The sequence below is a fragment of the Lentzea sp. NPDC020367 genome (assembly GCF_044387305.1).
GTDB lineage: Bacteria > Actinomycetota > Actinomycetes > Mycobacteriales > Pseudonocardiaceae > Lentzea.
Genome location: NZ_JBIRVV010000009.1, coordinates 182,037 through 205,240, shown reverse-complemented (window position 1 = coordinate 205,240; position 23,204 = coordinate 182,037). Strand labels below are relative to the sequence as shown.

The 23,204-nt window shown below is 66.7% G+C and carries 14 protein-coding genes; 3 read left to right on the top strand and 11 right to left on the bottom strand.

From position 1 onward, the window contains the following. The first annotated feature begins 131 nt into the window (after positions 1-131). On the top strand, positions 132-884 hold the full coding sequence (locus ACH413_RS33195; RefSeq protein WP_360047418.1) for an SAM-dependent methyltransferase: 753 nt from the start codon (positions 132-134) through the stop codon (positions 882-884). A gap of 1,381 nt (positions 885-2,265) precedes the next feature. On the opposite strand, the gene ACH413_RS33190 is transcribed toward ACH413_RS33195, so the two are convergent. Together ACH413_RS33190 and ACH413_RS33185 are read right to left on the bottom strand one after the other, a co-directional pair. Next, positions 2,266-2,397, bottom strand: coding sequence for a hypothetical protein (locus ACH413_RS33190; RefSeq protein ID WP_360047419.1), 132 nt, complete (start codon positions 2,395-2,397; stop codon positions 2,266-2,268). 373 nt (positions 2,398-2,770) lie between these two features. Then, positions 2,771-3,160, bottom strand: a complete 390-nt coding sequence (locus tag ACH413_RS33185; protein ID WP_360047420.1) for a hypothetical protein — start codon at positions 3,158-3,160, stop codon at positions 2,771-2,773. A gap of 716 nt (positions 3,161-3,876) precedes the next feature. Between ACH413_RS33185 and ACH413_RS33180 the strand changes: the two genes are divergently transcribed. Further along, positions 3,877-5,124: a cation:proton antiporter gene (locus tag ACH413_RS33180; RefSeq protein WP_360047421.1), complete on the top strand. Its 1,248-nt coding sequence runs from the start codon at positions 3,877-3,879 to the stop codon at positions 5,122-5,124. Between the two features lie 385 nt (positions 5,125-5,509). Further along, positions 5,510-6,307, top strand: a complete 798-nt coding sequence (locus ACH413_RS33175; RefSeq protein WP_396425394.1) for an IclR family transcriptional regulator — start codon at positions 5,510-5,512, stop codon at positions 6,305-6,307. 326 nt (positions 6,308-6,633) lie between these two features. On the opposite strand, the gene ACH413_RS33170 is transcribed toward ACH413_RS33175, so the two are convergent. From ACH413_RS33170 to ACH413_RS33130, 9 genes are all read right to left on the bottom strand, one after another. Further along, entirely contained in the window at positions 6,634-7,161 is a 528-nt protein-coding gene (locus ACH413_RS33170; RefSeq protein ID WP_360047423.1) for a sigma-70 family RNA polymerase sigma factor, read from the bottom strand. A gap of 218 nt (positions 7,162-7,379) precedes the next feature. Continuing rightward, entirely contained in the window at positions 7,380-10,103 is a 2,724-nt protein-coding gene (locus tag ACH413_RS33165; protein ID WP_360047424.1) for a hypothetical protein, read from the bottom strand. Positions 10,104-10,360: 257 nt separating this feature from the next. Beyond that, positions 10,361-10,792: a hypothetical protein gene (locus ACH413_RS33160; RefSeq protein ID WP_360047425.1), complete on the bottom strand. Its 432-nt coding sequence runs from the start codon at positions 10,790-10,792 to the stop codon at positions 10,361-10,363. A gap of 586 nt (positions 10,793-11,378) precedes the next feature. After that, positions 11,379-12,089, bottom strand: coding sequence for an SDR family oxidoreductase (locus ACH413_RS33155; protein ID WP_360047426.1), 711 nt, complete (start codon positions 12,087-12,089; stop codon positions 11,379-11,381). A 26-nt stretch (positions 12,090-12,115) separates the two neighbouring features. Next, complete coding sequence (locus tag ACH413_RS33150) at positions 12,116-13,009, bottom strand: zinc-binding dehydrogenase (protein ID WP_360047427.1); 894 nt, start codon at positions 13,007-13,009, stop codon at positions 12,116-12,118. A 38-nt stretch (positions 13,010-13,047) separates the two neighbouring features. Continuing rightward, positions 13,048-17,940 carry an SDR family NAD(P)-dependent oxidoreductase gene (locus ACH413_RS33145; RefSeq protein WP_360047428.1) on the bottom strand — a complete coding sequence of 1,631 codons (4,893 nt, stop codon included), beginning with the start codon at positions 17,938-17,940 and terminating at the stop codon, positions 13,048-13,050. Next, entirely contained in the window at positions 17,937-20,090 is a 2,154-nt protein-coding gene (locus ACH413_RS33140; RefSeq protein WP_360047429.1) for a beta-ketoacyl synthase N-terminal-like domain-containing protein, read from the bottom strand. The genes ACH413_RS33145 and ACH413_RS33140 overlap by 4 nt, the downstream gene beginning before the upstream one ends. Next, positions 20,090-21,397, bottom strand: coding sequence for an acyltransferase domain-containing protein (locus ACH413_RS33135; protein ID WP_360047430.1), 1,308 nt, complete (start codon positions 21,395-21,397; stop codon positions 20,090-20,092). Before ACH413_RS33135 ends, ACH413_RS33140 begins: the two co-directional genes overlap by 1 nt. A 101-nt stretch (positions 21,398-21,498) precedes the next feature. Next, entirely contained in the window at positions 21,499-22,944 is a 1,446-nt protein-coding gene (locus ACH413_RS33130) for a tryptophan 7-halogenase (protein WP_360047431.1), read from the bottom strand. Between the last annotated feature and the right edge of the window lie 260 nt (positions 22,945-23,204).

Genomic DNA, 23,204 nt, shown 5'->3' with positions numbered 1-23,204 from the left:
ACAGCCCAACGCTGATCCGGGCAGGGAGTGTGCGGGTCAGTCCTCCATGTCCTTCGGGCCCCATTCCGCGCGGTGCGGGCGAACCACGAAGTACCGTCACGTTGAAGAGGTTGCTGTACAACGAGGAGAGCATGGCCACCACCGGTATCGACCAGCGAAACCACGACAAGCTGAGCGCCAGGACGACCGACATCTCTGCATTCCTCCGCTCGACGAAACTGTTGAGGTCACGGCAACAAATGTTCCGAGATGCCGCCGTGTACCTGATGCTGAACCGAGGTGTCACGCAGTTCATCGACCTCAGCATCGACATGCCCACTTTGGATGATCTGGATGGCCAAGGACTGCACCCGCTCGCACGACGAACCACTGCGGTCGCCTACATCAGCCCGGACCAGCAAGTGCTCGGGCGCCTGGCGTCGGAGAAGCGAGGTTCGTGGCGGTGGGAACATTTTCTGCGCGCGGACCCATCTGATGTCGACACCGTGTTGTCCGTTTGCGCACGGCGAGAGCTGATCGACCTGAGACGGCCGGTCGGCCTCCTCGCGGTGAACGTTTTGCACTACCTCCCACCGGAGCGGGAACCCCACACGACCATGGCGCGCTACCTGACGGCCCTCGCGTCCGGGAGCGCCTGCGCGATCACACATCTGGCTCCTATGTATGCGGCCGACCAGACTCCAAAGCCCGATCAACTTGCCTCGTACGGAATCCATCCCCGCAGTAGGCTCGACGTAGCTCGTGTACTCGAAGGCCTGCAGGTGGCACATCCAGGCGTGGCACAGATCCCCCCGCGGTGGGAGTGGGGACGGTCACGCGACGATGCCCGATCACCCTCCAGTGACACTGTCTCCGTGTTCGGCGGGCTGGGCGTGAAGCCTTGAGCACGGGGAACAACGGTGCGCACCAGACCCATCCAGGCCTCAGCACCACCACCGCTGCTCACATCGTGCCGGCTGCGCCCAAATGCGGACGACTTTCAGGATGTAAACCCGGTGCAGACGCAACTAATCACCGACAGCGAACTCACGCGAGCCGCTCAGGCAGGTGACCCGCAGCGCTGGGAACCATACTGGTGCGCCACAAACCCGGCAGAAAGGCTGTCCCACCGAGCCTGCTGGGTCGCGGATCGGAGCCCGAGACCGTAGTACAGCAGGCGATGCTGGTCGCACTGAGCGGTCCGGGACGTTCGGAGCCTGCGGCACCGGTGCGTAGCTGCGGACCATCGTGCGTAACACCTGTCGCACCGTGTTGAGTGCCACGGCCCGCAGGCGTACTACAGCCGAGCTGGAAGTGGTCATCGAGGCGAGTCAGAAGAGATCTACGAACAACGTGCCATGCACACCTCGATCCGCCCGGCGATTGACGAACTGTCCCCGAGCCTGCGCACGACCATGCTTTGCGACACCCCAGCGAAGTGAAGATTTGCGAAACTGGTCGAAGGACGCAGGCGCAGGCCGCAGATGGAGACGCCACACCACTGGCACTGGCCGGCCGCAGAGAAGGTCTCGAAACCGTGGCCGCGCTCAATCGGGGCCGACTCGGCAGGCTGATGTCGGAGCCGTGGACTCCCGACGTCATGTTTCCGACGGCTCTCGACCGTTGGAAGGCTCAACTTCCTGGTCCGCAGCGCGGCTGTGGACCTCGACGCCGGAGTGCGTCAACGGTTCACCACGCCGTGACCAGCCGGGACATCGCATCTGGGAGGTCGATCCGATCAACGCCGCCGACTCCGCCAGCCACTGCACACCTGGCGTGGCATGGGTGATGTCACGGAGAACGACCGTATGAGCCAACTCTGGCTCTTTCACCTGGCGCCTGGGTTCGCCCTTCCACAGTGGAACGATCGGCATCACTCCGAGCCTATCGAACTTTCCGCCGGCTCCGCATTCCTGCCGGTTCCACTGGATCGACACGTTCGGAGAACGAGATGCGGCACCACACAAGCGAACCACTAACCGCCGCCGGCGCTCACACCGCCGAGGTGAACGGGGCGGCACAGCGCCACCACGTCCACGGCACAGGACCGGTCCGCCTCGCCGACCCCGGAGATCCTGGAATCAACTGTGCCATCTCGGCCAGTCCCAGCCCACTTGCCCGGCCACTCCCACTCACGACTGGTCCGTGGAGCAATGCACTGCCTATTGGCACTCAGATCGGTACCGGTAACAGGTGCCGAGCACTTCGCCGAGACGATTGAGAACACGGCAGGCTTCGCCGAGCGGAACACTGACAACCGCGAGCTGCCGCACGTGCTCGTCTCCCTCAGGCGACCGGACCGGTGTCGATCGACGCCGAGGTCGTCGAGACCGTTCGCGGTCTGATGCCCGCCTGCTCGCCGACTATTGGTGGCGGGGAAACGGAGTTCTCCAGGCTGCGGGCGGCAGTGGATGCCACGCATCTCCACCTCGTCGATCACCTCTTTCCGAGGTGATCGACGAGGTGGCGTTCGGCTCGCTTCGTGTGCCGCGCTGATGATCATCGGCCCGTGAGACACGATCTGTGGTCCGCGCTGAGGATGCGAGCTCTACGAGCAACCGGACACCCTCGCCCAGGCGGTACGAGTTCGTCACGACGAACACGGACGGACAACGTCGTTCCTGATCCCGAACTGCGTGTTTCACACGATGTGAAGTCGTCCCCGTCGACGCTCGGCGCCAGCGGAGACGACCGATCCCGGCTCCGGCTCCGGAACAGGCGGTTGCGACCGACGGAGGCGGTGCCGGAGTCCTCGGGAAGCCGACCGCCATCCGCCGTCTCAGGCGGTTGCTCAGAGCAACCTGCACTTGACCCAGTCGCCGTTCTGCTGCACAGGTACGTGACACGAAGTCGAGTATGCGTACCGAAATGGTCCGCCAGACTGACTGGGCGGGTAGTACCAGTTGATCTGTACCTTGCCGACCCACCACTTGTCCGGGAAGTTGACGCACGGCAGGCCGTCCTCGGAATAGGTGAACCGCCGGGCCTCGGTCCAGTCGTCGTGCCCCTGGTGGTTCTTGCCCACCACTGCGGCTGCCTCGACAGGACCTGACTGCTTCCCGCACGCGCTGACATGCTGGCCGTTCGAACCGGCGGCAGCCGATCCGATCGGCAGAACGACCCCGCAGACGAGTAGGCCCGCGGCGATCGCGAGCCGGGTGAGCTGACGTGAAGTGGGCAAAACGAGCCTCCGCTTCGATCGGTGCAACGAGAACATGTTTTGGTTCCCGCAACGCGTCGGCAACCCCGGCAACCGCAATGCGCCCCAACGACCCCTGAAGACCGCGCGTTCCCACCGGCCGCGCGGTGTCCATGACGCATCCGCTGATCAAACGCTGGAGCAGCTGGACATCGGGTGCGTGTCCAAACGCGTATCCGTCACGCTGCCGTGCTCTCCAAGCCGACGTTCGGGATGGCCCCGGATTCACGGCCACGAGCACAACGCGTGCACACGACGACGTCAGGGAGACCGCAGCAGCGGACGGATACCCCCCGTAGGTATCCGCTGTCGCGACTCGAGACGCTCGCGACACTTGCAAGCTTTCGCGTTGCCAAGGCGATTCTGGCGCGGGACCGCCAGCTCGCGTTCACAATTACCAAGAATCGCGCTACGGCGATGCTGCGCATGATGGAGCATTCCTACCACGCCGGACCGCGCGAGCACCAAAAGACCGGATTTCTCTCATCCTTGAGCAGTCACAGTTCGCTGACCTTGACGCGGCCCTGGAGGCGATGAAGCCTCCAGGAGGAGAGTCAACCAACTTCGGCCGCGCAGCAACTTGGCGTCGCGGCAACCACAGTCCACAAAGCACAATCACGCCAGCGAATCAGTCGGCCCAAAATGCGTACAGCAGCCGAACACGATGACCATGGGTGCCTGCCACGAGGAGACCGACGGTGTCGACACATCAGACAGCCATCGTCCTGTTAGATCTCGCCCTGATCATCATCGCAGCGACGCTGCTCGGGCGTGTCGCACGGCGACTGGGTCAGCCGCCTGTGATCGGGGAACTCGCCACCGGAATCCTTCTCGGCCCCATGGTTCTCGGCCCACAGCTCTCCGGCGCGCTGTTCCCGTCCGACGTACGCCCCCTGCTCGGAATCCTGGGAACCTTCGGCCTCGCGCTGTTCATGTTCACCGTCGGGCTCGATCTCAGCCACCGCCGCGAGAAGCCCAGCGGCGGCAGAGCAGCCTCGGTGATCTCTCTGGCTTCGGTGGCGTTGCCGTTCGGTCTGGGCGCGGCCCTCGCTGTCCTCATCTCGACGAACCACGCGGTCGAGAACAAGCTGGCGTTCGCGTTGTTCCTCGGCACGGCCATGTCGGTGACAGCGTTCCCCGTACTCGCAAGGATCATCACCGACCACGGCCTGCAGCACACGACGGTCGGCAAGCTGGCGATGACCTGCGCGGCAGTGGACGACGTCTGCGCGTGGTGCCTCCTCACCGTCGTCACGATCGTGGCGGGCATGGACCAGCCCTCGCAGGCGATGACCATTCTCCTGGCGATTCCCTTCCTGCTGGCCGTAGTGCTGGTGTTCCGGCCCGTGCTGCGCAGGCTTCTCGGTGGTCGTTCCGCCACACCCACGATCACCTGCGCCTTGCTGGTGTGCGCTCTGTCCTCGGCGGCGTTCACCGAGTGGATCGGCCTGCACTTCATCTTCGGCGCGTTCATCGTCGGAGTCGCGATTCCCACGTCCGGCTTCGAGGAACAACGCGAAGTGCTCAAGCGCTGGATCGGTCCGTCCACCGCCTTGCTCCTGCCGGTGTTCTTCACCATGTCCGGTCTCAAGGTCGACCTGGGGACTCTCGGCCCCAACGGTTTCGTCGAGCTGTCACTGATCCTCGGCGTCGCCGTCGCGGGCAAGTTCGGCGGCGCCTGGATCGCCGCTCGTCTCACCAGACACTCGTCGCGCGACTCCGTCGCCCTGGCCGCGCTGGTCAACACGAGAGGTCTCACCGAACTGATCGTGCTGAGCGTCGGCCTGGAACTGATGATCATCGATCAGGCGATCTACTCCACCATGGTGGTGATGGCGCTTGCCACCACGGCGATGGCGGGCCCCGTGCTGCGCCTGCTCCGCTTGCCCGGCCAGAAAACGGGTGAGTTCCTGGTGAGCAGGGAAGTGAGCGAGTTCAGCGTTTGATCGATGCGGACGGACGTCAGACGGAGGCACGGCAGTTCACGCGACGACGCGTTCGGCTCTGTCCACACCGAACGCGGTTCGAGTCGCGTCCTGTCTCCCCGGCACGAGACCTCGATCGAGGACGCCCCGCGCGGCAGGGGCGAACCGCGTCGCCTGTCGTGGCATGAAGATTGTTGTGTCACAAACAAGGAGGATGCGCTGTGACGCCGATCGGAGCCCTACAGGCAAGCTTCGATGGACTTCGGGACATCAGGGCGCCGCGCCGGCTCAGCGCCCTTGAGGATCCTGATACTGAGATCGCACCAAAGCGAGACTTCAACGAAAGGCAGCAAACGAACAGGGTTGCATTCGTTTGCTGCCAGCCTTTCCCGGACGCAATCGCGAAATGCGTCCACCTGAACGGAAGGTGCAGCAATCCGCCGCCGTACCCCCGGTCTGCAGTCAGTCAGGAGCCATGATGATGCACCACCACACAGCAACGAACGGCTCGATCGGCAAGTCACTGATGGTGTTGCGCGAACTGCTGTCCGAGCCACGTGCTCTGCGGTTGTCCGAGCTGTGCGGACGCACGGGCCTGGCCAGGTCCACCACCTACCGGATCATCAGGGAACTCATCGCGGGCGGGGTGGTCTCCCGCAGCACAAAAGGCTACGAGGTCGTGCTCGACATCGGCCCGGGCCCGGCAGCCGGCCCACAGTCGTCCTCTCTGCGCAGACTGGCGCCGTATACCGGTGACGTTCTGCTGCACACCGGACTCACCTCGAGCCTGGCCGTGTTGAACGGCGAAGAGGTCGTCTACCTGCACCGAGTTCACGGCCACAGGTGCTCCTGGGAGGAGATCGACGAGTCAGGACGTACGCCCGCGATCCGCTCGGCATCAGGCCGATTGTTGATGGCCTACTCGGCCGAGGCGGCCAGGAGGGCACTCGCCGCCTACAGCCGGTCCTCGATGGAGTGGGCCACGTTGGACAGAGAGCTCGCTCAGATACGCAGAAACGGCTTCGCTCAATACAATCGCAGCGAATCTGGAACAGTCTGCCTGTCGGTGCTCGTTCCGCTCGCGGGAGCGAGAATCGCCCTGAGCGCAAGGGGACAACGGACTCAGGTCGACGTGAACCGGACCCTTCACTGGCTCAAGCAGATAGCCGGAGCGGCGAGCAGGGAGCTAGGGCAGACCGCCTGACAGGTGCTTCGACGGGTCATCTGATGCGGACCAGCGTGCAGATGAGTTCCGGTCGCGGTCAAGCTGACGGGAAGCCTGCCCGGTTCGATGGTGTGTTTCCGACATTCCACACCCACACCGGTACAGGCTCCGAAGGGCGATCGAGGTTGCTTCAGCGGGACGCACTCTCCGCGGCATGGCGAGAAGCAGATTCCGCGCAAGGTGGAAGGGGAATGTGTTCCGCAGCGACGGCTGACGTTGCGGACAGGAGGCGGAACAGCGGCCTGGAGCACCGATGACCTCCGCGACCGACGCCCGGACCTCACCCGCGCCGACTCCGAACCCCGTCAGCTCTGGATGAGGTCGTCCTGACCGGACAGAATGTGCCGCAGGGCGGATATCGCATAGTGCGCACGCGATTTCGCGGTTCCCTCGCGGATCCCGAGTCCCGCGGCCGCGTTGCTGAACGTCCGGTCGCACAGGTAGGTCTGGAGCAGTACTTCGCGCTGTTCAAAAGAGAGGCGGCTCAACGCCTTGAACACCACGATCGAGTTGAGCACGTGCTCGGTGCGGTCTGACTCAGTGTGTTCCTCACAGGCGTACGGCACCTCGCGAGGCCGCTTAGACCGCGCACGCGCCTTGTCGATCAACAGGTTGCGAGCCACGGTCATCAACCAACCCCGCACCGGTCGATCCGAGCGACGGAACACCTCGGGGTGCTGCCAGGCCCGCATGAACGTCTCCTGCACGACATCCTCGGCTGTGGCCCAGTCGCCACCGGTCAAGCGTGTCACATAGGAGAGCAACATCTGGCCGTGCGTTCGGTACAGCGAGCGCACGAGGGCTTCGTCGCGTACCTCTGTGGGCGAACTCATCCTTGCCTCCTCGCACGGGACCCGTTCCGCCGAACCCGACATCACCAGGTTGCGCCCGGTGGTACGCGAGGCACACAGTCCCTGTGGCAAGGTGCACTCTTTGCCTAACAGGACCGCCCTTATCCCCCCTGTTCCGCAAAGTCTTGTCACCACAGCATTGCGGCTGACCGGTGACGTCAGGCCTCGACGACAGAAGACCGTTTCGTGGACGAACCAGATCAGCGGTGCGCCCGGCGCCAGAGACCTGCCCAGCCGCCCCTGCCGAGCAGAAGCGCCGGGGCCAGCAGACCGTGGTCGGCGACCCTTTCCCAGAACAACTCCACCGGTGCCCCCAGTTCGGTTGCCGAGGCCATGGACCTCTGCCACGGACCGTCCTGGTCGGAGAGGTCGCTGACGGGAAAGCCCGGAACCAGGAACTTTCCCGGTGCCGTCAGCGGGACCGTACCGTCCTCAGTGGACTTTGAGGCGCAGGTGATCGCGATGATCAGCGCACACACCAGATCAGCCACCGGATTGCGAGCCACTGACCGGACCAGCAAGTCGTCGGTGGCCAGCTCACCGATGGCCGCGCGCAACGACCTCCCCACCACGTCGAGCGCATGCGCTGGCGCGATCTCCGGGCGGCGCACCAGAGCGCCCAAAGTACGGGGAAGCTCGGAACCGTCGATGAGGAGCTGAAGCCGGTAGCGCTGACGCAGTCCCGTATCCAACTTCGCCACCGCGGCGGCAAGTGGGCGGACACCGCTCGCCCGCCACAGGCTCTCCGCGTCCACCCCCGCATCCAGTGCCGCCCTGAGCGGCCCTGCGAGCGCACCCGCTCGTTTCAACGCGAAGATCACCGTCTCCGGCTCGGACACGTCCGCTCGCACCGGACGGTCGAGCACGCCGGCCAGTGCCGCGTAGGCTCTGATGGCCGGCCCCACGGGTTCCGCGTTCAGTTCCTGTTCCGTGGCAACGATCAGTGACCGTACGAGCTCGGTGGGGAACCGGCTGAGGGCGGACCGCCGGACCGCACCGCCTCGCGTTCGCACGGGAGGTGGCACCGGCAGCGGATCGGGTCCGATCGGCACAACGGGCGGGATGCTCTCGACCCATCGTTTGACCTGCTCCTCCAGGACGCTGGCGACGTTGTTGTTGAAACGTGCCCTCAGTTCGTGCACGTGCCATCCTCCGGTGTGACGGCGGATGTCCACGTTGGCGATTATGTGGTTGTCGACCGGGGAACGCAGTGCCGCCAAGACGCAAAGCCCGCGGCGTGCCTCGTCGGCGTACCACATGGTGCCGATGCAGTTGCCCATGTAGGCCGACCAGTCGGCGAGTTGTCTGGGATCTCGGGCCAGTTCCACGGACAAACCCGCGATCTGCGTGTCCACGTCCGCGAGTTCGGGCGGGACAGGGAACACACCGGTGCTCGCTTCGGCGACCACGGCGTCCGTGCCCACGCCGGTTGCCAGTTCTTCCCAGCCAACACAGCGCTGCGGAGGGGTGGCACCGAACATGACCAACTGGGCCACGCGGGCGACGACCAGCGGCAGCGAGGCTCGTTCTCGCCGGGAGGAACGCGTCCGGTAGTCCACGAGCGGACCGCTGCTGTCGGGTTGGACGTCCGCGTGGTCGTTGCCGTAGAAAGGTGCCAGCGCGTCGGCCAGATCACCGAGCCAAAGCAGGTCGTGCGGAACCTCCCGTGAGGCAGGGTCCTCCGCCACCCGACGGGCGAGCGGTTCGACCGGGACTTCGGCATGCACGTCGGCCAGCGGTGGCTGTTCCCACGTTTCCGGTGTGCGCGAGAATCCCACCGCAGTGCGCCAAGCGTCCAGCTCGCCGCATTTCCACGGGAGGTCGTTGGTGCAGGGGCTGTGCAACGGTCGCCCGTCGAGGTCCGACACCAGTCCAGTCGCCGTCTCAAGCACCACGACGGCATAGTTCCGGGCCATGGCGGTACGGGTCTTCACATAGGTCTCGGTTCTGGCGGTCAGTGTCCTGTCAGGACTCAGAACCCGAGCCAACTGGTGGACATAGCACCCCGGCCGAGCCGGATGGCTGTACACCCCCACGGAACGGTGCGCCGCACTGGAGCGCTCTTCCTCACTGAGGAAGTCCGCCGCCACGAGTTCATGGCGATGCGTCCGCGTCGCGGCCTCCAGGCCCTCGTCGGACATCGCCTTGGCGAATCTCAGCAGCGCGATGGCGGCGATGGCGTCCTGCAGCAGACGGCCGAGCTCGTTCGCCGCCCACCCCGCGGGCGGGTGCCAGCGCGCCGCGGCGGCCACCGTCGGACTTGCGCCGACGTCCCAGCAGAGCACCCTCAACATCGGCTCGTCGAAATGAGTCCGGTAGCGGTCACGCAGCCTGTGAATCCGATCCTCGCGGACTTGCGATGTGGCCAGGCGCCGACGGCGCTGCTGCTGCTGCACCAGCGCACACACGTGATCCCACAAGCTGATTACGAGGTTCAACCGCCGGGGACGCGAATATCCTCCCAGCACCGTGGACAGATGGCCTGCCAGCGTGGAGGCCGCACCACGGGGGAACGGGCCCACGCTCTCCGGAGCACGGAGTTCGAGCACTCGTTCCAACTGCTCCGGGCCGAGCAGATCCGACGTCGCCGAGGCGAGTTGCAGCGCCGCCCAACGTTGTTCACGTACCGCTGCATGCGCGGCCGCCCCGACGCGCTTGGTGACGGACAGGCCGAACAGTGCCACGAGCACGGCTGCCCGCTCGCCCAGCCGATGTGCGCCCTCGACACCGAGGAACCTCAGCGCCGCCAGCACCGCGTCACGCCGGTCGCCGTGGGCACCGGCCACCCGGACCGAGGTGAAACCGCCACCCAGGTCCACGCCGGCGCCCGCCGCCGTCTCGGTCCCGCCCTGCACCAGGAGAGCGAGCTGTCTGGTCGCTTCCAGCACCAGCTCTGGTTCTGCTCGGGCGGGGCCCAGTGCCATCGGTGTACCTGGGCGCGCGGTTCCGCCGCCTGCGGCGGGCCAGCAGCTCAGTCCAGGGCCCGCGGTCAGTCCGAAAGCGAGTTGAATCGACATCGGACACATCATCGGTCATGGCGGCAAGCGCGCTTCCGGCCCGGCGATGTGGCGCACGCGGGCACTGCAGCGGTGATCGAGTCGTTCCGCTTCCCGGTCGATCCGTGTCCTGCGGTGCGGCCGCCCGGCGTGCGACCAGGGCGTTCGCGTACTCAGCCGATAGCTCAGCGCCCCAGGAGGTTGAACGCGAGAACCGTGTCGTGAACGATCGTCGTTATCTCATCAGGCAACAGCGCGAGCGCGGACGCGTACTCGCGATGGGCGATCGGGTCCATTTCAAGGTCCATGAGTGCAACACTGGTCCGGGTCACGGCCTGGGCCGCGAACCACCCCTTGGTCACAGGGGCGCGCTCGATCTGGAGGTAGTCGTCATAGACGCTTTCCTCCACCGGCAGCGCACGGCGCTCTGCATCGCAGTGGGGCGCATCCCTCTTCAGAGCCAGGATCTCGGCGAGTCGGATCCGGACGAGTCGATTGGACTTGGCCGCGATCGCAAGTGGACTGTCGTGAGAGGACGCTAGTTCTCGCACCATTCGCGCCGCCCGCACCTGGTCCTGAGCCCATGCGCGACCAAACTGCGGGTGCACCGATTCCATGCTTGGACCGACAACGGCGCGGTATAGCCTGGAGCCGCTGCTTGCGGCGTAGATGAGCGACGCGGTGTACCGGTGGTACCACCACGTGGCTTCCGTGCAGTCCGGCTCCTGTGTTCCCGTACCGCTCGTCCGCGCGAGGAGGCCGGAAAGCCGCCGCCAGACGCAATGCGCGACGTGGTGGCCGAGCAGCCACCGGAACAGAGCACGCTCCGCCTCTGAATCAGGAGGGCATGGGACGTCCACCGCAGCCGGGGGCCTCGGCAACTCGCTCGTCGAGAACGGCTCGCCCGGCCTCGGCAGCCATAGAGAGCCAACTCTTTGCCGTACCAGCACTTCGCCTGAGATTGGCATGCTCAGGGTCATGTCGTGCCTCCGATCCACGACGAACAATCCGGTGCTCCCGGTTCAGGTGAGCGCCGGTGTCCGGCTGTGCGATCACGGCGCCGCAGGGCGTCCAAGCGCGAAGGAGCGCGTGCCTGGACCTCCGACTTCACCACCTGCCGCGGCGAAGACCGGACTGGACCGCCAAGAGGTCCTCGAGTCGTTCAAACCGATCCGTGAACGGATACGGCACTTGGTCGCGGTACTAGACGGCGACCCTGCCGGCGTCACTGGCCAGATTCGCCACCGCGTCGGCGATCTCCTGAGCGGAGGCCGTCCGGCCTGCCGGAGCGGTGGAAGCGAGCTGATCCGGCACCACGCCCAGAAGCGCGGTTCCCTCGGGCCGATTGGGTCCAGGGGCGACGGCGTTCACCCGCACGCCGAGCAGACCGAACTCGGCGGTCCACGCCTTCGTCAGCAGCTCCAAGGCGGCCTTGCTCGCGCCGTGGAGTGCCATGTCGGGCATGCCGTTCTCGGCGACCATCGCCGACACGTTGACGATGGCGCCGCCACCGTGTTCGACCATCTTCGGCGCCAGTTCGGCCACCAGGACATACGGCACCTTCACGTTGATGCCGAGCATCGCGTCGAAGTCGCTCTCCTGCACGGGCTCGGTCGGCCCCAGCATGAAGATGCCGGCGTTGTTGACGAGGATGTCCACGTGACCACCGCCCAGTTCGCAGGCTTGCGCGGCCAGGTTGCGCGCGCTGTCCGCGTCACCCAGTGCTCCTGCCACGAAGTCCGCCTTGCCGCCGGCCGCGGCGATCTCGGCGACGATCCTGTTCCCCCGCTCCGTGTCACGTCCTGACAGCACGACATGTGCGCCGGCGGCCGCCAGCGCCTTCGCGGTCGCGCGTCCGAAGCCGCTGGTGGCCTCGGTGACAAGCGCGGTGCGGTTGGTCAGGTCGATGCTCATGGGTCCTCCGTTGTCGTTCCTTGTTGTCAAGGCACGAGAATCAGTTTTCCGATGGTTCGCCGCGCGAGGAGGTCCTCATGTGCGCGGCGGGCGTCGGCGAGTGGGTACTGAGCACCGACGACTGGCGTCAGCTCCCCTTTCGCGGTCAGGGCGAGCAGGTTCGAGAGCGGCTCGTGGTGACCGTCTGGACTACCGACCAGCGGGGTGAGCCAGAAGCCGGAAACCGATATGACACCCCTGATGAGCTCTCCGGCACTGATCGAGGCCGGTATCTGCCGAGACGCGTACCCGAACGTCACGAGCCGCCCGAAGGGCGCCAGGGTGCTCATCGCGGCCTTGAACACGGCTCGTCCGGTCGCGTCCAGCACCGCGTCCACCCGCTTCCCCCCGTTGGCCTCCACGATTCGCGTCGCGTACTGGTCCGGTCTGCTGTCGACCACTGCATCGGCACCGAGGTCGAGTGCGAGGTCGCGCTTGGCCCGCGTCGACGCGGTCCCGATCACCCAGCCGGCGCCGAGATACCCCGCCAGCTGGACCGCGAGCGAACCGACTCCGCCCGCGGCGGCGTTGACCACGACGCTTTCGCCACGACGCAACCGCACGATGCTGTGCAGGACGTGCCATGCGGTCAAGCCCTGGACGCCCAGCGCCAGTGCCTGGGCGTCCGTCACCTCTTCAGGCACCTCGACAAGCGCGCTCCTCGGTGCAGCGACGAGTTCCGCATAACCCCCGGCGTCGGTCAGCAGCGCGAGCACCCGGCGCCCGCTCCCGGTCACACCGACGACTTCGCTGCCTGGCACGAACGGTGGGTCCGCGGTGGTCAGGTAGGAGCCATCCGATTGGTGAGTGTCGGCGAAGTTGACACCCACAGCGGTAACGGTGATGAGCTCGTCGTCGGGCCCGACACGCGGGTCGGGCACCTCCTTCTCGACGAGAACCTCGGGGCCACCGAGACTGGTCACCTGAATTGCGCGCATGTCCAGGACCTCCGGTCGACATCGCCCGGCAGAGACACCGTCACCCCGGTCGCGCTCATGAGTACTTCACCGTCCGCGCTGAACTCGAAAACATCCGGTTCCTCTGGGCTCCAGCTCATGGAGTCGACGCGGGCACATCCGGGCCGAACCATGAGACGTCCTATGTAGACGCTGCCGTCGGCCTGCTCGCGCAACAGCACGGCGAACATGGACGCCAGCGCGGAGTGCGACAGGCACCGTCCGTCTGCCGAACGTCGTTGCTTCGCCACGGCGCGCGTCGTTCCGCCGGCGATCGTCGGGGACAGTTCCGGCGGCTGCTCGCCATACCTCAACCGGCACGACAGCACCGGGGCGCCCGACATGGACGTCACGACGACGTCGACCTGCCAGACGGTGCCGTCATCCGCCCACGAACCGGTGGCATCGAGGTCTACCTCGAGGACGTCTTCCGCCGCCGGGATGCAGTTGAGGTCCGAGATTTCCACGAGGTGCTGGAGCGGTTCCCCTTCCGGCCGCACCCAGTCACCGGCGGCCAGTACGCATTCCAGCAGATCCGCCGGCGTGGCGTCGCGGAGGACGTGACGAGTGGCGAACAACCGGTTCTCCACGTACTTGCGAACCGTGCCCGCCTGACGCACCGCAGTCTCGACACGGCGGGCGTCAGGGTGGCCAGGCGGCCAGCTGGTCATGGAGAGCCAGCCCGGCTTGAACATGACGCCGAGACGCCCGAAGTACCCGTACTCGCTTCCTCCCGGCGCGACGAGGCCGTCCATCTCCCGCAGGCAGTGCGCCACTCCCTCGACGGGGTCCATCATCGATCCGTACCGCGCCGCCCCGCGGTAGTTCACGATGTTGCCGAGACGCTCCCATGTGGGCCAGGCAAGTGTGCGCACCGGAATCCCGTACCGCTTCGCCGCCCAGAAACCCATCTGCGCGAGGGCGTTGTTCGCCGCACAATAAGCTGTCTGCCCGATCGTGCCGCCGAAGCGCTCTCCGATGGACCCGAGGTTGCAGACCATGCGTGGGCCGTCACCGTCACGCGTGAGTGCGGCAAGCAGGTTCGCGAAGCCTTCGACCTTGACCCCGACCGTGCGCACCATCTCCGTGACGGCGATCGAGGACAGCCTGACCCCGCGGTAAACGCTGGCGTTGTGCACCAGGACCGTCGGCCTGCGTGGCAAACCTGCCACCAGTTCGCGGACCTCGCCGAGGTCCGCCACGTCGCAAACGCGGTAGGTCAGTCGCAAGCCGTCCCGTTCGGCGGAAAGCAGGTTCTCGCGCAACTGCCGAGTCCGCGCGGCCCGGTCGACGTGGCTCTTGGCGACAGCGAGCCGTCCGCCTGACGATCCCGCCCGCCGCAACCTCTCCGTCCGCCAGGCGGCGAACTCCTGCTCCGTCATGGTCAGCCAGCGAGGTTCCCGATCCGAGGGCAGCACTTCCCGTCCGGTCACGACCACGTCGGCACCCCGTGCTGCGAGGGCGCGGGCGACGGCGAGTCCGACGCCACGCCCACCGCCGGAGATCAGAACGCAGTCACCGGGCCCGATCGGCTCGGTCGGGACGTTCGGCGGCGGCGGCGGATCGATCCGATGTTCGATCCGGTGCCGCCGGCCGCGGTGGTAGCCGATTTCGAAGTGGTCCCAGACACCCGCCTCGGCGAGGACGGCGTCGGCCACCGCGGCCGGGCCCACGTTGTCGAGGTCGATCACCTTGCCCGCGACGGTAGGCAGCTCGATCGGCAGCATCTTGGCGAGGTTCTGCCACGCCCCGGCCACTGGCTGGCAGATCGGTCCGGCATCCTCCGCGCGACCGAACAGGCCGTCCTGATGGGTCACCGCCAGGTAGAAGTGGCGGTTCTGCCGAGCATCCGCCCCCCACACGCGATAGACCAGATGCAGTGCTTCCGTCGTCAGGGCGAGCCTGTCCTCCCAGGTCCTGTCGCCCAGCGTGTAGTCGGGCAGGCCGGTCAGGTTCAGGTCGATCACGCCATCCCAGTCCACGGCGATCTCGCGGAGCTCTCCTGCAGTCGTCGCCGTGCGCACGAGCACACCCGCGTCACGCAGCTTCGCAGCCACCGCCGCCACGAACGTACGCTCAGCACCCAGCAGGAGCACCGTCCAGCCGCGCAGGTGGGACACCGGCACAGGCGTCAGCGGTGCCGCGACGGGAAACGCCGCCAGCCTCGTCACGGGGCGCACGAAGTGCTCGGGATCGTAGGCGATCAGATGTGGCCGTACCGCCGGTTCGTCGGGTTCGGAGACCGGCGACGGCTCGAGTCGACCGATCACCGCGGTCGTCACGCCGGTGGCGCGCAGGAACACTTGTCCCTGCGGATCCGCTGCGACCAGCGACGCGACGCGGTAGGTGTTGTGGTCGACTCGCGACAGCCGTGTCGAGGTGATCGTCGCAGGCCGTGCCCCCGATGCGATCCGGTGGTCGTTCACTTCTCCGAAGAAGTCGATCCTGTCGATCAGCCGCGGGACCAGAACCGGCCTGCGATCCTCCGAGTTCTGGCAGAAGGCCGCCTGGATGGCCGAGTCGCAGAGCACAAAGGGCAGGAACGCCCGCTCGAACCACCGTCCCAGCACCTCCGAATCCATTGTGGACTCGGAACGGTTGCCACCACCGCCCACCGAGATGGTGCTCACCGAGCCGAACACCCCACGCAGCTCGGCGTACGGCCGGGCCGAGGCGTAGATGTTCTCGACGTCGACGGCGTCGCCCCCGACGAATGGTGTCTCCGGAGGCGGTGTCTGGTCGTGCTGGTCGAACCGGACGCTCATCCTGGCGTTCTCTCGGTCGCGAACGAGCACGGTTCCGTTCGGCGCCACCACGTCCGACGTGATGACGACCGTGACCGAGTCCTGCTCCGCGTCGAACTCGGCCGTGAACGTCAGCCGCACGGGGCGTTGCGCCGTCACGTGGACGAAACTGGTGAAGGCGAGGTCCACGACCGCGGTGGGAACGCGGCCGGTCAGACGTTCGGAGACCTGTGCCGCGAACTCCACGAGCACGAGACCGGGCATCGTGGGACGCCCCTTGATGAGATGGTCTTCGAGGTAGCCGTCGCGTTCCAGGCTGAAGGACCGCTGCATCACGATCCGGCTCACCGACCGTTCCACGACCTCGTCGACGTAGAAGTCCTCTTCCGGTTTCCACAGTGCACTGATCGCCGGGCGGTGCCGTTCGGCCGCCGCGCGTTCGACCGGCCCCAGAAACATCGGGCAGGCTGTGACGACGGGGCGCGCGAGCTCTCCGAGAAAGTGCCGGACGCCCTCCGCGCTGGACATCGGCTCGACGTCGGCGTTCTGCCGCATCACCTCGGCCACACCGGGATCGAGCGCGTGCCCGGCCTCACCCCACAGTCCCCAGCCCATGCTCGTTTCACGGAAGTCCTCGACGGCGTTCGCGTGCGCCGCCGCCGTGAACAGGAAGTCGTTCGCCGAGGTGTAGTCCGTTTCGCCGCGCATGCCGTAGAGGCCGAGCACCGAACTGGCGTTGACCCACCGCGCGGGAACGGTGCCGAACGCCCGCTTGAGATGGCGGTAGGTGTCGACCTTGACGTCCCTGGTCGCGCGGAAGTCCGCGAGGGACTTCTTCGTGAGCAGTGCCGACTTGAAGGTCCCCGCGACGTTCAGCAGCAGGTCGACCTGGCCACCGGTGCCGGCGAGGATCTCCGCGGCCGTCGTCTCCACCATCGCCCCGTCGGTGAGATCACAGGCGTGGTAGCTGACCTTGCCGATGCCGCACAGCTCCTCCAGCGCGCGCAGGTTCGCGACGACCTCACGTGCGTGCTCGATACGGCGCAGTTCCGCGACGACGTCCTGGACCGGCCTGCGGTTCGGCCCCGTGGCAGCCTGCCGGAGCAGTTCCGCGCGCCTGCGTTTGAAGGCGACCGTGTCCTCGGTCAGCGCTTCCGGTTCGTAGTCCCCGATGCGGTTCGACCCGATCACGTGGATGTGGGGCCGACAGCGCTCTGCCAATGCCCGCAACATGACCATGCCGATACCCCTGCCGGCGCCGGCGCCGATCACGACCGACGTGCCGATGAGGTCGACGTCGTGCGACGACGGGCTGGTGCGCTCCGCGACCACCCTGGGCACCATCCGCCGGCCAGCGGCGTAGATCACCGTGGGCAGCGCACGGCGTGCCGAGCTCTCCGCCTGGACCTCATGCGCCGCTTCGGCCACGGTGTCGGCCGAGGTGAACAGCGCGAAGCAGTCGATGCCTCCGATGACCTCGGGCTCGACCTCCAGGGTCTTCACGAAGCCGGAGAACAACCCCGCGCACGGGTGGGTGATCCCCTTCTGGTCGGCGCCCCGCAGGGCCACGACGTGGAAGCTGCCGCCTTCGGCCAGACGGGGCGCGGCCGCCTGCGCGGCGAGCAGCGCCGCGTCGTGCACGCGAAGGACGGTGGCAGGTGTTCGATCCAGCCAGTCCTGTTCCTGTCCGAGGTCCACGATCACCCGCACGTGGCGCGGATCGTGGTCGCGGATCGCCGCGCGGACGCCCTGCTCGGCCTCCCCGAGCGGCTGCCCGGACAGCTCCCAGGACGACTCCCCCACCGACAGCACCAGGCAGTCGGCCGTCGATGCGACCGAACCGAGATCGACGCGGGAGTCCGCGATGACGAGGGTTCGTGGCGGCACGAACGCCGTCCGCGGCCGGATCGGGACGAGGTGCTCGGGCGAGTAGGCGAGGACGTGACGGGTGTGGACGTCCTCCGGCTGGGCGCGGCTCAGGGAGAGGACCGTCGCGGGCTGTCCTGATCCCGGAGATCTCCTGATCTCCGTTGTGGACTGGTCTCCGCTGAGGAAACCGATCAGCTCTTCGGCGCCCTCCGCGCCGAAGAGGTGCACCTGTGGTTCGTTCACGACGCGACCTCCCGGACCAGGTGGTTCAAGGTGGCGTGCACAGGCAGACCCGCCTGCTGCGCCGTCGTCTTCCGCGCGACCACGAACATGAACGCGCCCTCGGCCGACGCGCGTCGTGCTTTCTCACCGGGCGGCATGACCGCGCTCGTCCAGGAGTCGGAGGTGTTCGCACTCATCCCGAGAACGACAGCAACGTCGAGATCGGAGGTCTCCAGGTACCGATCCGCGGTCTCGAACGCCTTGAGCAGCGACGCCTCGCCACCGTCCACCAGCAGGTTGAGCCCCTGCAGGTCGAAGTAGTTGGAGACCCGGGAAGCGATGATGTTGGGCATTCCGCCGGGCGAGGTGTCCAGGCAGACCTTGGGCATCACCTCGTCGATCTCGCGCCGGTAGGCCGACAGGAAACCGCGCACGTCCGACGCGTCGCCCAGCGCCGAGATCAGCGTGTCCTCGACGTCGTCCATCCGCACCCGCAGTTGTCCCAGTTGGAAGTTGCGGGTCGGCCCGAACGAGGCCGCGAACACCCCGACCGCCTCCTTGCGGAACTCGCAGAAGTCCTTGAGCTCCCGTGGCAGCCGGTCGAAGCACTCGATCGCCATCACCTGGCTCCGGTCGATGTTGCGCAGCACCGCTCGCGGCATGGTGATGGCTCCGGCGGGTGGAAGCGGGTAATGGTCACCGAACCCGTTTCCGCTCGGCGGCCGGACTGTCGACCAGCCCACGATGACCCGCTCGTCCACGTCTGCCGGCCGGACGGCCCTGCTGCGGGACCGTCCTGAGTGGTCGGACACCACGACCGCGGCGTTCGTGCCGCCGAAGCCGAACCCCATGGCCATCGCTCGCCGCGGACGACCGCCGCGCGGCCACTGAACCGCGTCGGTGGGCACCGTGAGCATCGGCACCTGGTCCCTGATCCTCGAAGACATCCTCACGAACCGGTGCTGCCTCGGAACCTTCCCGTGCCGGAGGCAGAGCAGGGCGTGGATCACCGACATCACGCCGGCCGCCCAGCCGGTGTGCCCGATCACGGACTTGTTGGAGACCACGGGGATCGGATCGCCGGTGCGATCCCGGTACACGTCCGCGATGCTCGTGAGCTCGGCGTGGTCACCCGCCGGTGTGCCGGTTCCGTGTGCGATGACGAGACTGATGTCCTGCGGCCCGAGCTCCGCCTTGGTCAGAGCACGGCGCGCAGCCAGCACCTGCCCCCGGGACGAGGCTGCGTTGATCGCCTTTCCCCTGCCGTCGGCCGACAGACCGATGCCCGAGATCACGCCGTGGATCAGATCGCCGTCCGCCTCGGCCCGCGCCAGCCGCTTCAGCACGAGAACCCCGGCACCGTCGGCGAACAGCGTGCCGTCGGCGCCTTCGTCCATGGCCCTGATCTGGCCGATGCGGGTGAGACCGCCCAGCTGGGCGAACAACACCGCGGAAGTCACGCGTTGTGCGAGCGAGCCACCGCACAGGGCGATGTCGGTGCGGCCGCTGGTCAGCTCGCGGATTGCACGGTCCAGGGCGTACAGCGAGGACGAACAGGCCGTGTCCACGACGTGTGCCGGCGTACCGTCCGGCAGAATTCCTTTGATGGCGGCACAAGCGATGTTCTGGGGCAGGAAGGCGTGCGCCGGCGCGTCACCGCGGGTGAACCGGCTCCGCATCGCCGCGGCCGCCTCCCTCCGTCGCGCGGGAGTCAGGTGCGCTCCGGCGCTGCCCTTCAGCGCCTGCACGACCGAGGCGATCTGCTGGTGCTCACCCAGGTGCTGGCTTCCGTCCGCGGTCAGCCCGACGCAGAAGACGAACCTGTCCGCCTCGGACCGGGACACGCCGTCGAGCGCCTGGTAGATGCTGTGGCGCAGCCACAGGGTGTTGAAGTCCATCCGTTCGGTCGCCGCCGTGCCCTCCGCGGCCAGCGACGGATGCGGCCGGAAGTCGGTGATCAGACCGTTGAGCGGCTGGTAGCCCTTGTCCGGCACGTCGTTGCGGCCCGGCGTGAAGGCTCGCGTCCGCCACCGGTCCGGGGTGGCCTCGGTGAAGAGTTCCGGTCCCTCGCACAGGATCTGCCAGTACTGGTCGGGGTCGCTGGCACCGATCACGGCGAGTCCCATGCCCACTACCGCGATCGGCTCGAACTCCCTGCCCTGCCCCACCATCAGCGGGACCCGACCCGGTCGAGGACGAAGTCGGCGATCTTGCCGATGCTGTCGTAGTCGGAACTCTGGTACTCGGTGGGAGGTGCACCGATGTTGAACTTCCTCCGCACCGCGATCAGCAGGTCGGCCTTCCGGATGGAGTCGACACCGAGCTCGGCCTCGAGCTCCGCTTCCTCACCGAGCACCTCGACGGGGTATTCGAGTGCGTTCGCGAACAGCTCCTGAATGCTGACGACGACCTCGGGACGACTGACGGACCTCAACTCGCTCGTCGTCACCCGTTCCACAGGTGGGAGCGGTGTCACCACAGGCACGACCTCAGGAGTCGCGATGGACGGCGGGACAGGAGCGGGCTCAGCCTCGCGCACCTTCTGTCCCCAGCACTCCGCCGCGGACACTGCCACCGCGAACGGGTAAGTAGTCCTCACGAGGTTCGCCAGGATCCCGCCCTCCCCGACCTCCACGAACTCCCGGACGCCCTCGGCCCAGAGACCGGCGAGCGCGGCCCCGAGGTGCACCGTGTTGGTCAGATGCGCGCCGAGCAGTGCCGCCAGGTCGTCGTTGTCGTGGTAGCGCCGGCCGAGGATCGGTGAGAACACCGGGGTGCTGAGGGGATGGCGCGAGTAGCCGGCCACCTTGCCACCGAAGTGTCGGCCGGCGGTGGCGAGTGCGGGGTTGTGGAACCCGTACGCCGTGTGCACCCGGGTCGCCTTCAAGCCGAGTTTGCCCGCGATGTCGTGGACGGCGTCGAGCAGCTTCACCGGGCCGGACAGCACGCACTGACCGGGTGAGTTGTCCACGGCGAGTACGAGGTCGTCGTCGCTGATCAGGCTGACCAGGTGTTCGGCTCGCTGTGCCGGGCAGGCAAGCGCGATCATGCCGTGGTACCGGGGCGCGTGCGTCCTGAGTACGTCGTTTCGGTCGCAGACGATGGAGGCGCCGTCCTCGATGCTCCACGCACCACCGCAGACCAATGCCGAGATCTCTCCCAGACTGTGTCCGAGCAGAAGGTCCGGCTGGTCACCGGCGAGCAGCCGGTGGTGGGCGACGGAAACTCCTAGGATGGCGAGCTGCAGGGTGTCGTGGTCCTCCGCACCTAATGTCGCCAACGTGGGCGGCTCGGCCGCGAAGATGATCGGGCTGACCGCGGTTCCCCGCCGCTGCAGGGAGATCTCGTCGATCGCCCCGAAGACCTCGCGGACAACAGGTTCGCCGGCCTTCCGCTCCTTGGCAAGCGCTCCCTGCCGGTATCCCCCCTGCCCAGGGAACAGGCCGACGCGGGCTTTGAGGCCGATGGACGTGGTCATGGAAACCTCCTGTCGAAAGGCTGCCGGGTGCGAACGGAGTCAGGCCGGGTGGTTGACGGTGTGTGGGCGGCGAGTCTGCAGCCGCCCACACACCGAGCCGCTCAACCCGACATGACGCGCCAGTGGCGGAAGTCCGCAGTCGGAGCGAGGCCGTTGGTGAACATCGGCCCCTCTTCCTCGCCCGTCTGCATCCGCACGGTGTTGATGAATCCCTTCAACGTCTCCGCCATCAGCGGAACCTCGCGCAGCCCTTCGATGTCTCCGCCCTCGGTGGAGGACAGCACGGAGTCGACCTGCTCGAGGGAGTCGGACAGGTCGAAGTCACCTGACGTGACACCGGCCACCAGGCCGGCGAAGACGCTGCGCACGCTGCCGCCCTGCTGGGTGATCTGCTGCGCGGCCTTGAAGTAGTCCTGCTCGTGGTGCGTCTGGTAGAAGACGACCAGGAAGTTGTAGAGGACCGAGTACTCGCGCCACATGCGCAGCTGGAACTCGTCGAAGCACGTGGTCTCGTCGAGCTCTCCCGCGAGCACGGTGTTGACCGACCGCGCGGCCATCAGACCGCCGTAGGTGGCCAAGTGGACGCCGGTGGAGAAGACCGGGTCGACGAACAGCCCGGCGTCGCCGACCAGCGCCATGCCTGGAGCCCACATCTTCGTCTGGTGGTAGGAGTAGTCCTTGCGCACCCGGAGCTTGTCGTAAGGAGCGCGGGTGGACATCTCGACGCCGTCGAGGTATTTGCTCACGATGGGCGCCTTGCTCAGCAGCGTCCGGTAGGTCTCCATCTGGGAGCTGTCGCCCTGCAGCATGTCGGCGTGCTCACGCCGGAGCACGATGCCGACGCTGGTGAGGTCGTCCGCCAGCGGGATGTACCAGATCCAGCCGTAGTCGAACGCCTCGGTGAGAATGTTGCCCGAGTTGGGCTCGGGCAACCGTTTGCCGCCCGCCCAGTAACCGAACAGCGCGATGCTGCGGAAGTCGGGTGACATCTCGCGCTCGCCACCGACCTCGCCGCGCAGCCGGCTGCCTTCGCCGGAGGCGTCGATCACGAACTGCGACGTGGCCTCCAGCCGGTTGTTCTCGGCGTCCCGGTAGCGAACGCCGGTGATCCGGTCACCCTCGCGCAGCACTCCGTCGGCCTGGTGCTGGAACTTGACCGTGACACCGTGCTTCTGCGCGTTGCGCACCATGATGTCATCGAACTTGGCCCGCTCCACCTGGTACGCGGCCGTGACGACGCCGGGGTTCTCCGAGAAGGCGAAGGTCCACGGCTCCGGGTTCGCCCCCCAGCGGAACGTGCCGCCGCGCTTCACCGGGAAACCCGCGTTCTCCAGTTCCTCGGAGACACCGAGCAGCGGGCAGATTCCCTGAATGGTCGACGGGAGAAGTGACTCACCGATCTGATACCGAGGGAACTGCTCTTTTTCCAGCAGCAGCACGCGGTGGCCTTCCTGGGCGATGAGCGTTGCCGTGGTGGAACCGCCAGGCCCACCGCCGACGACGATCACGTCGTAGTCGGTGTCGTTCGACGCAGAAGACTTGGTCATCGAGTTCTCCTCGGAGATCACGGGAGATGAGGCGTTCGAGAGAGGAGACTATTCCAGAACAAGAAAGAATAGAAGATGCCCCACCCGGTCAGCTCAACCGCTTATCTCCACAATTGTGAAACACGGCCATAAGCAGAACTTGGAGCACCATAAGCACAACACTTCGAACTCAGAGTTCAAGGTCTGCGGATCAGAGAATTTGAAAGCATCCACCGGCCGGATCACGACTCACAAGTGGTCGAGCGTGCCGGTCGCCAACC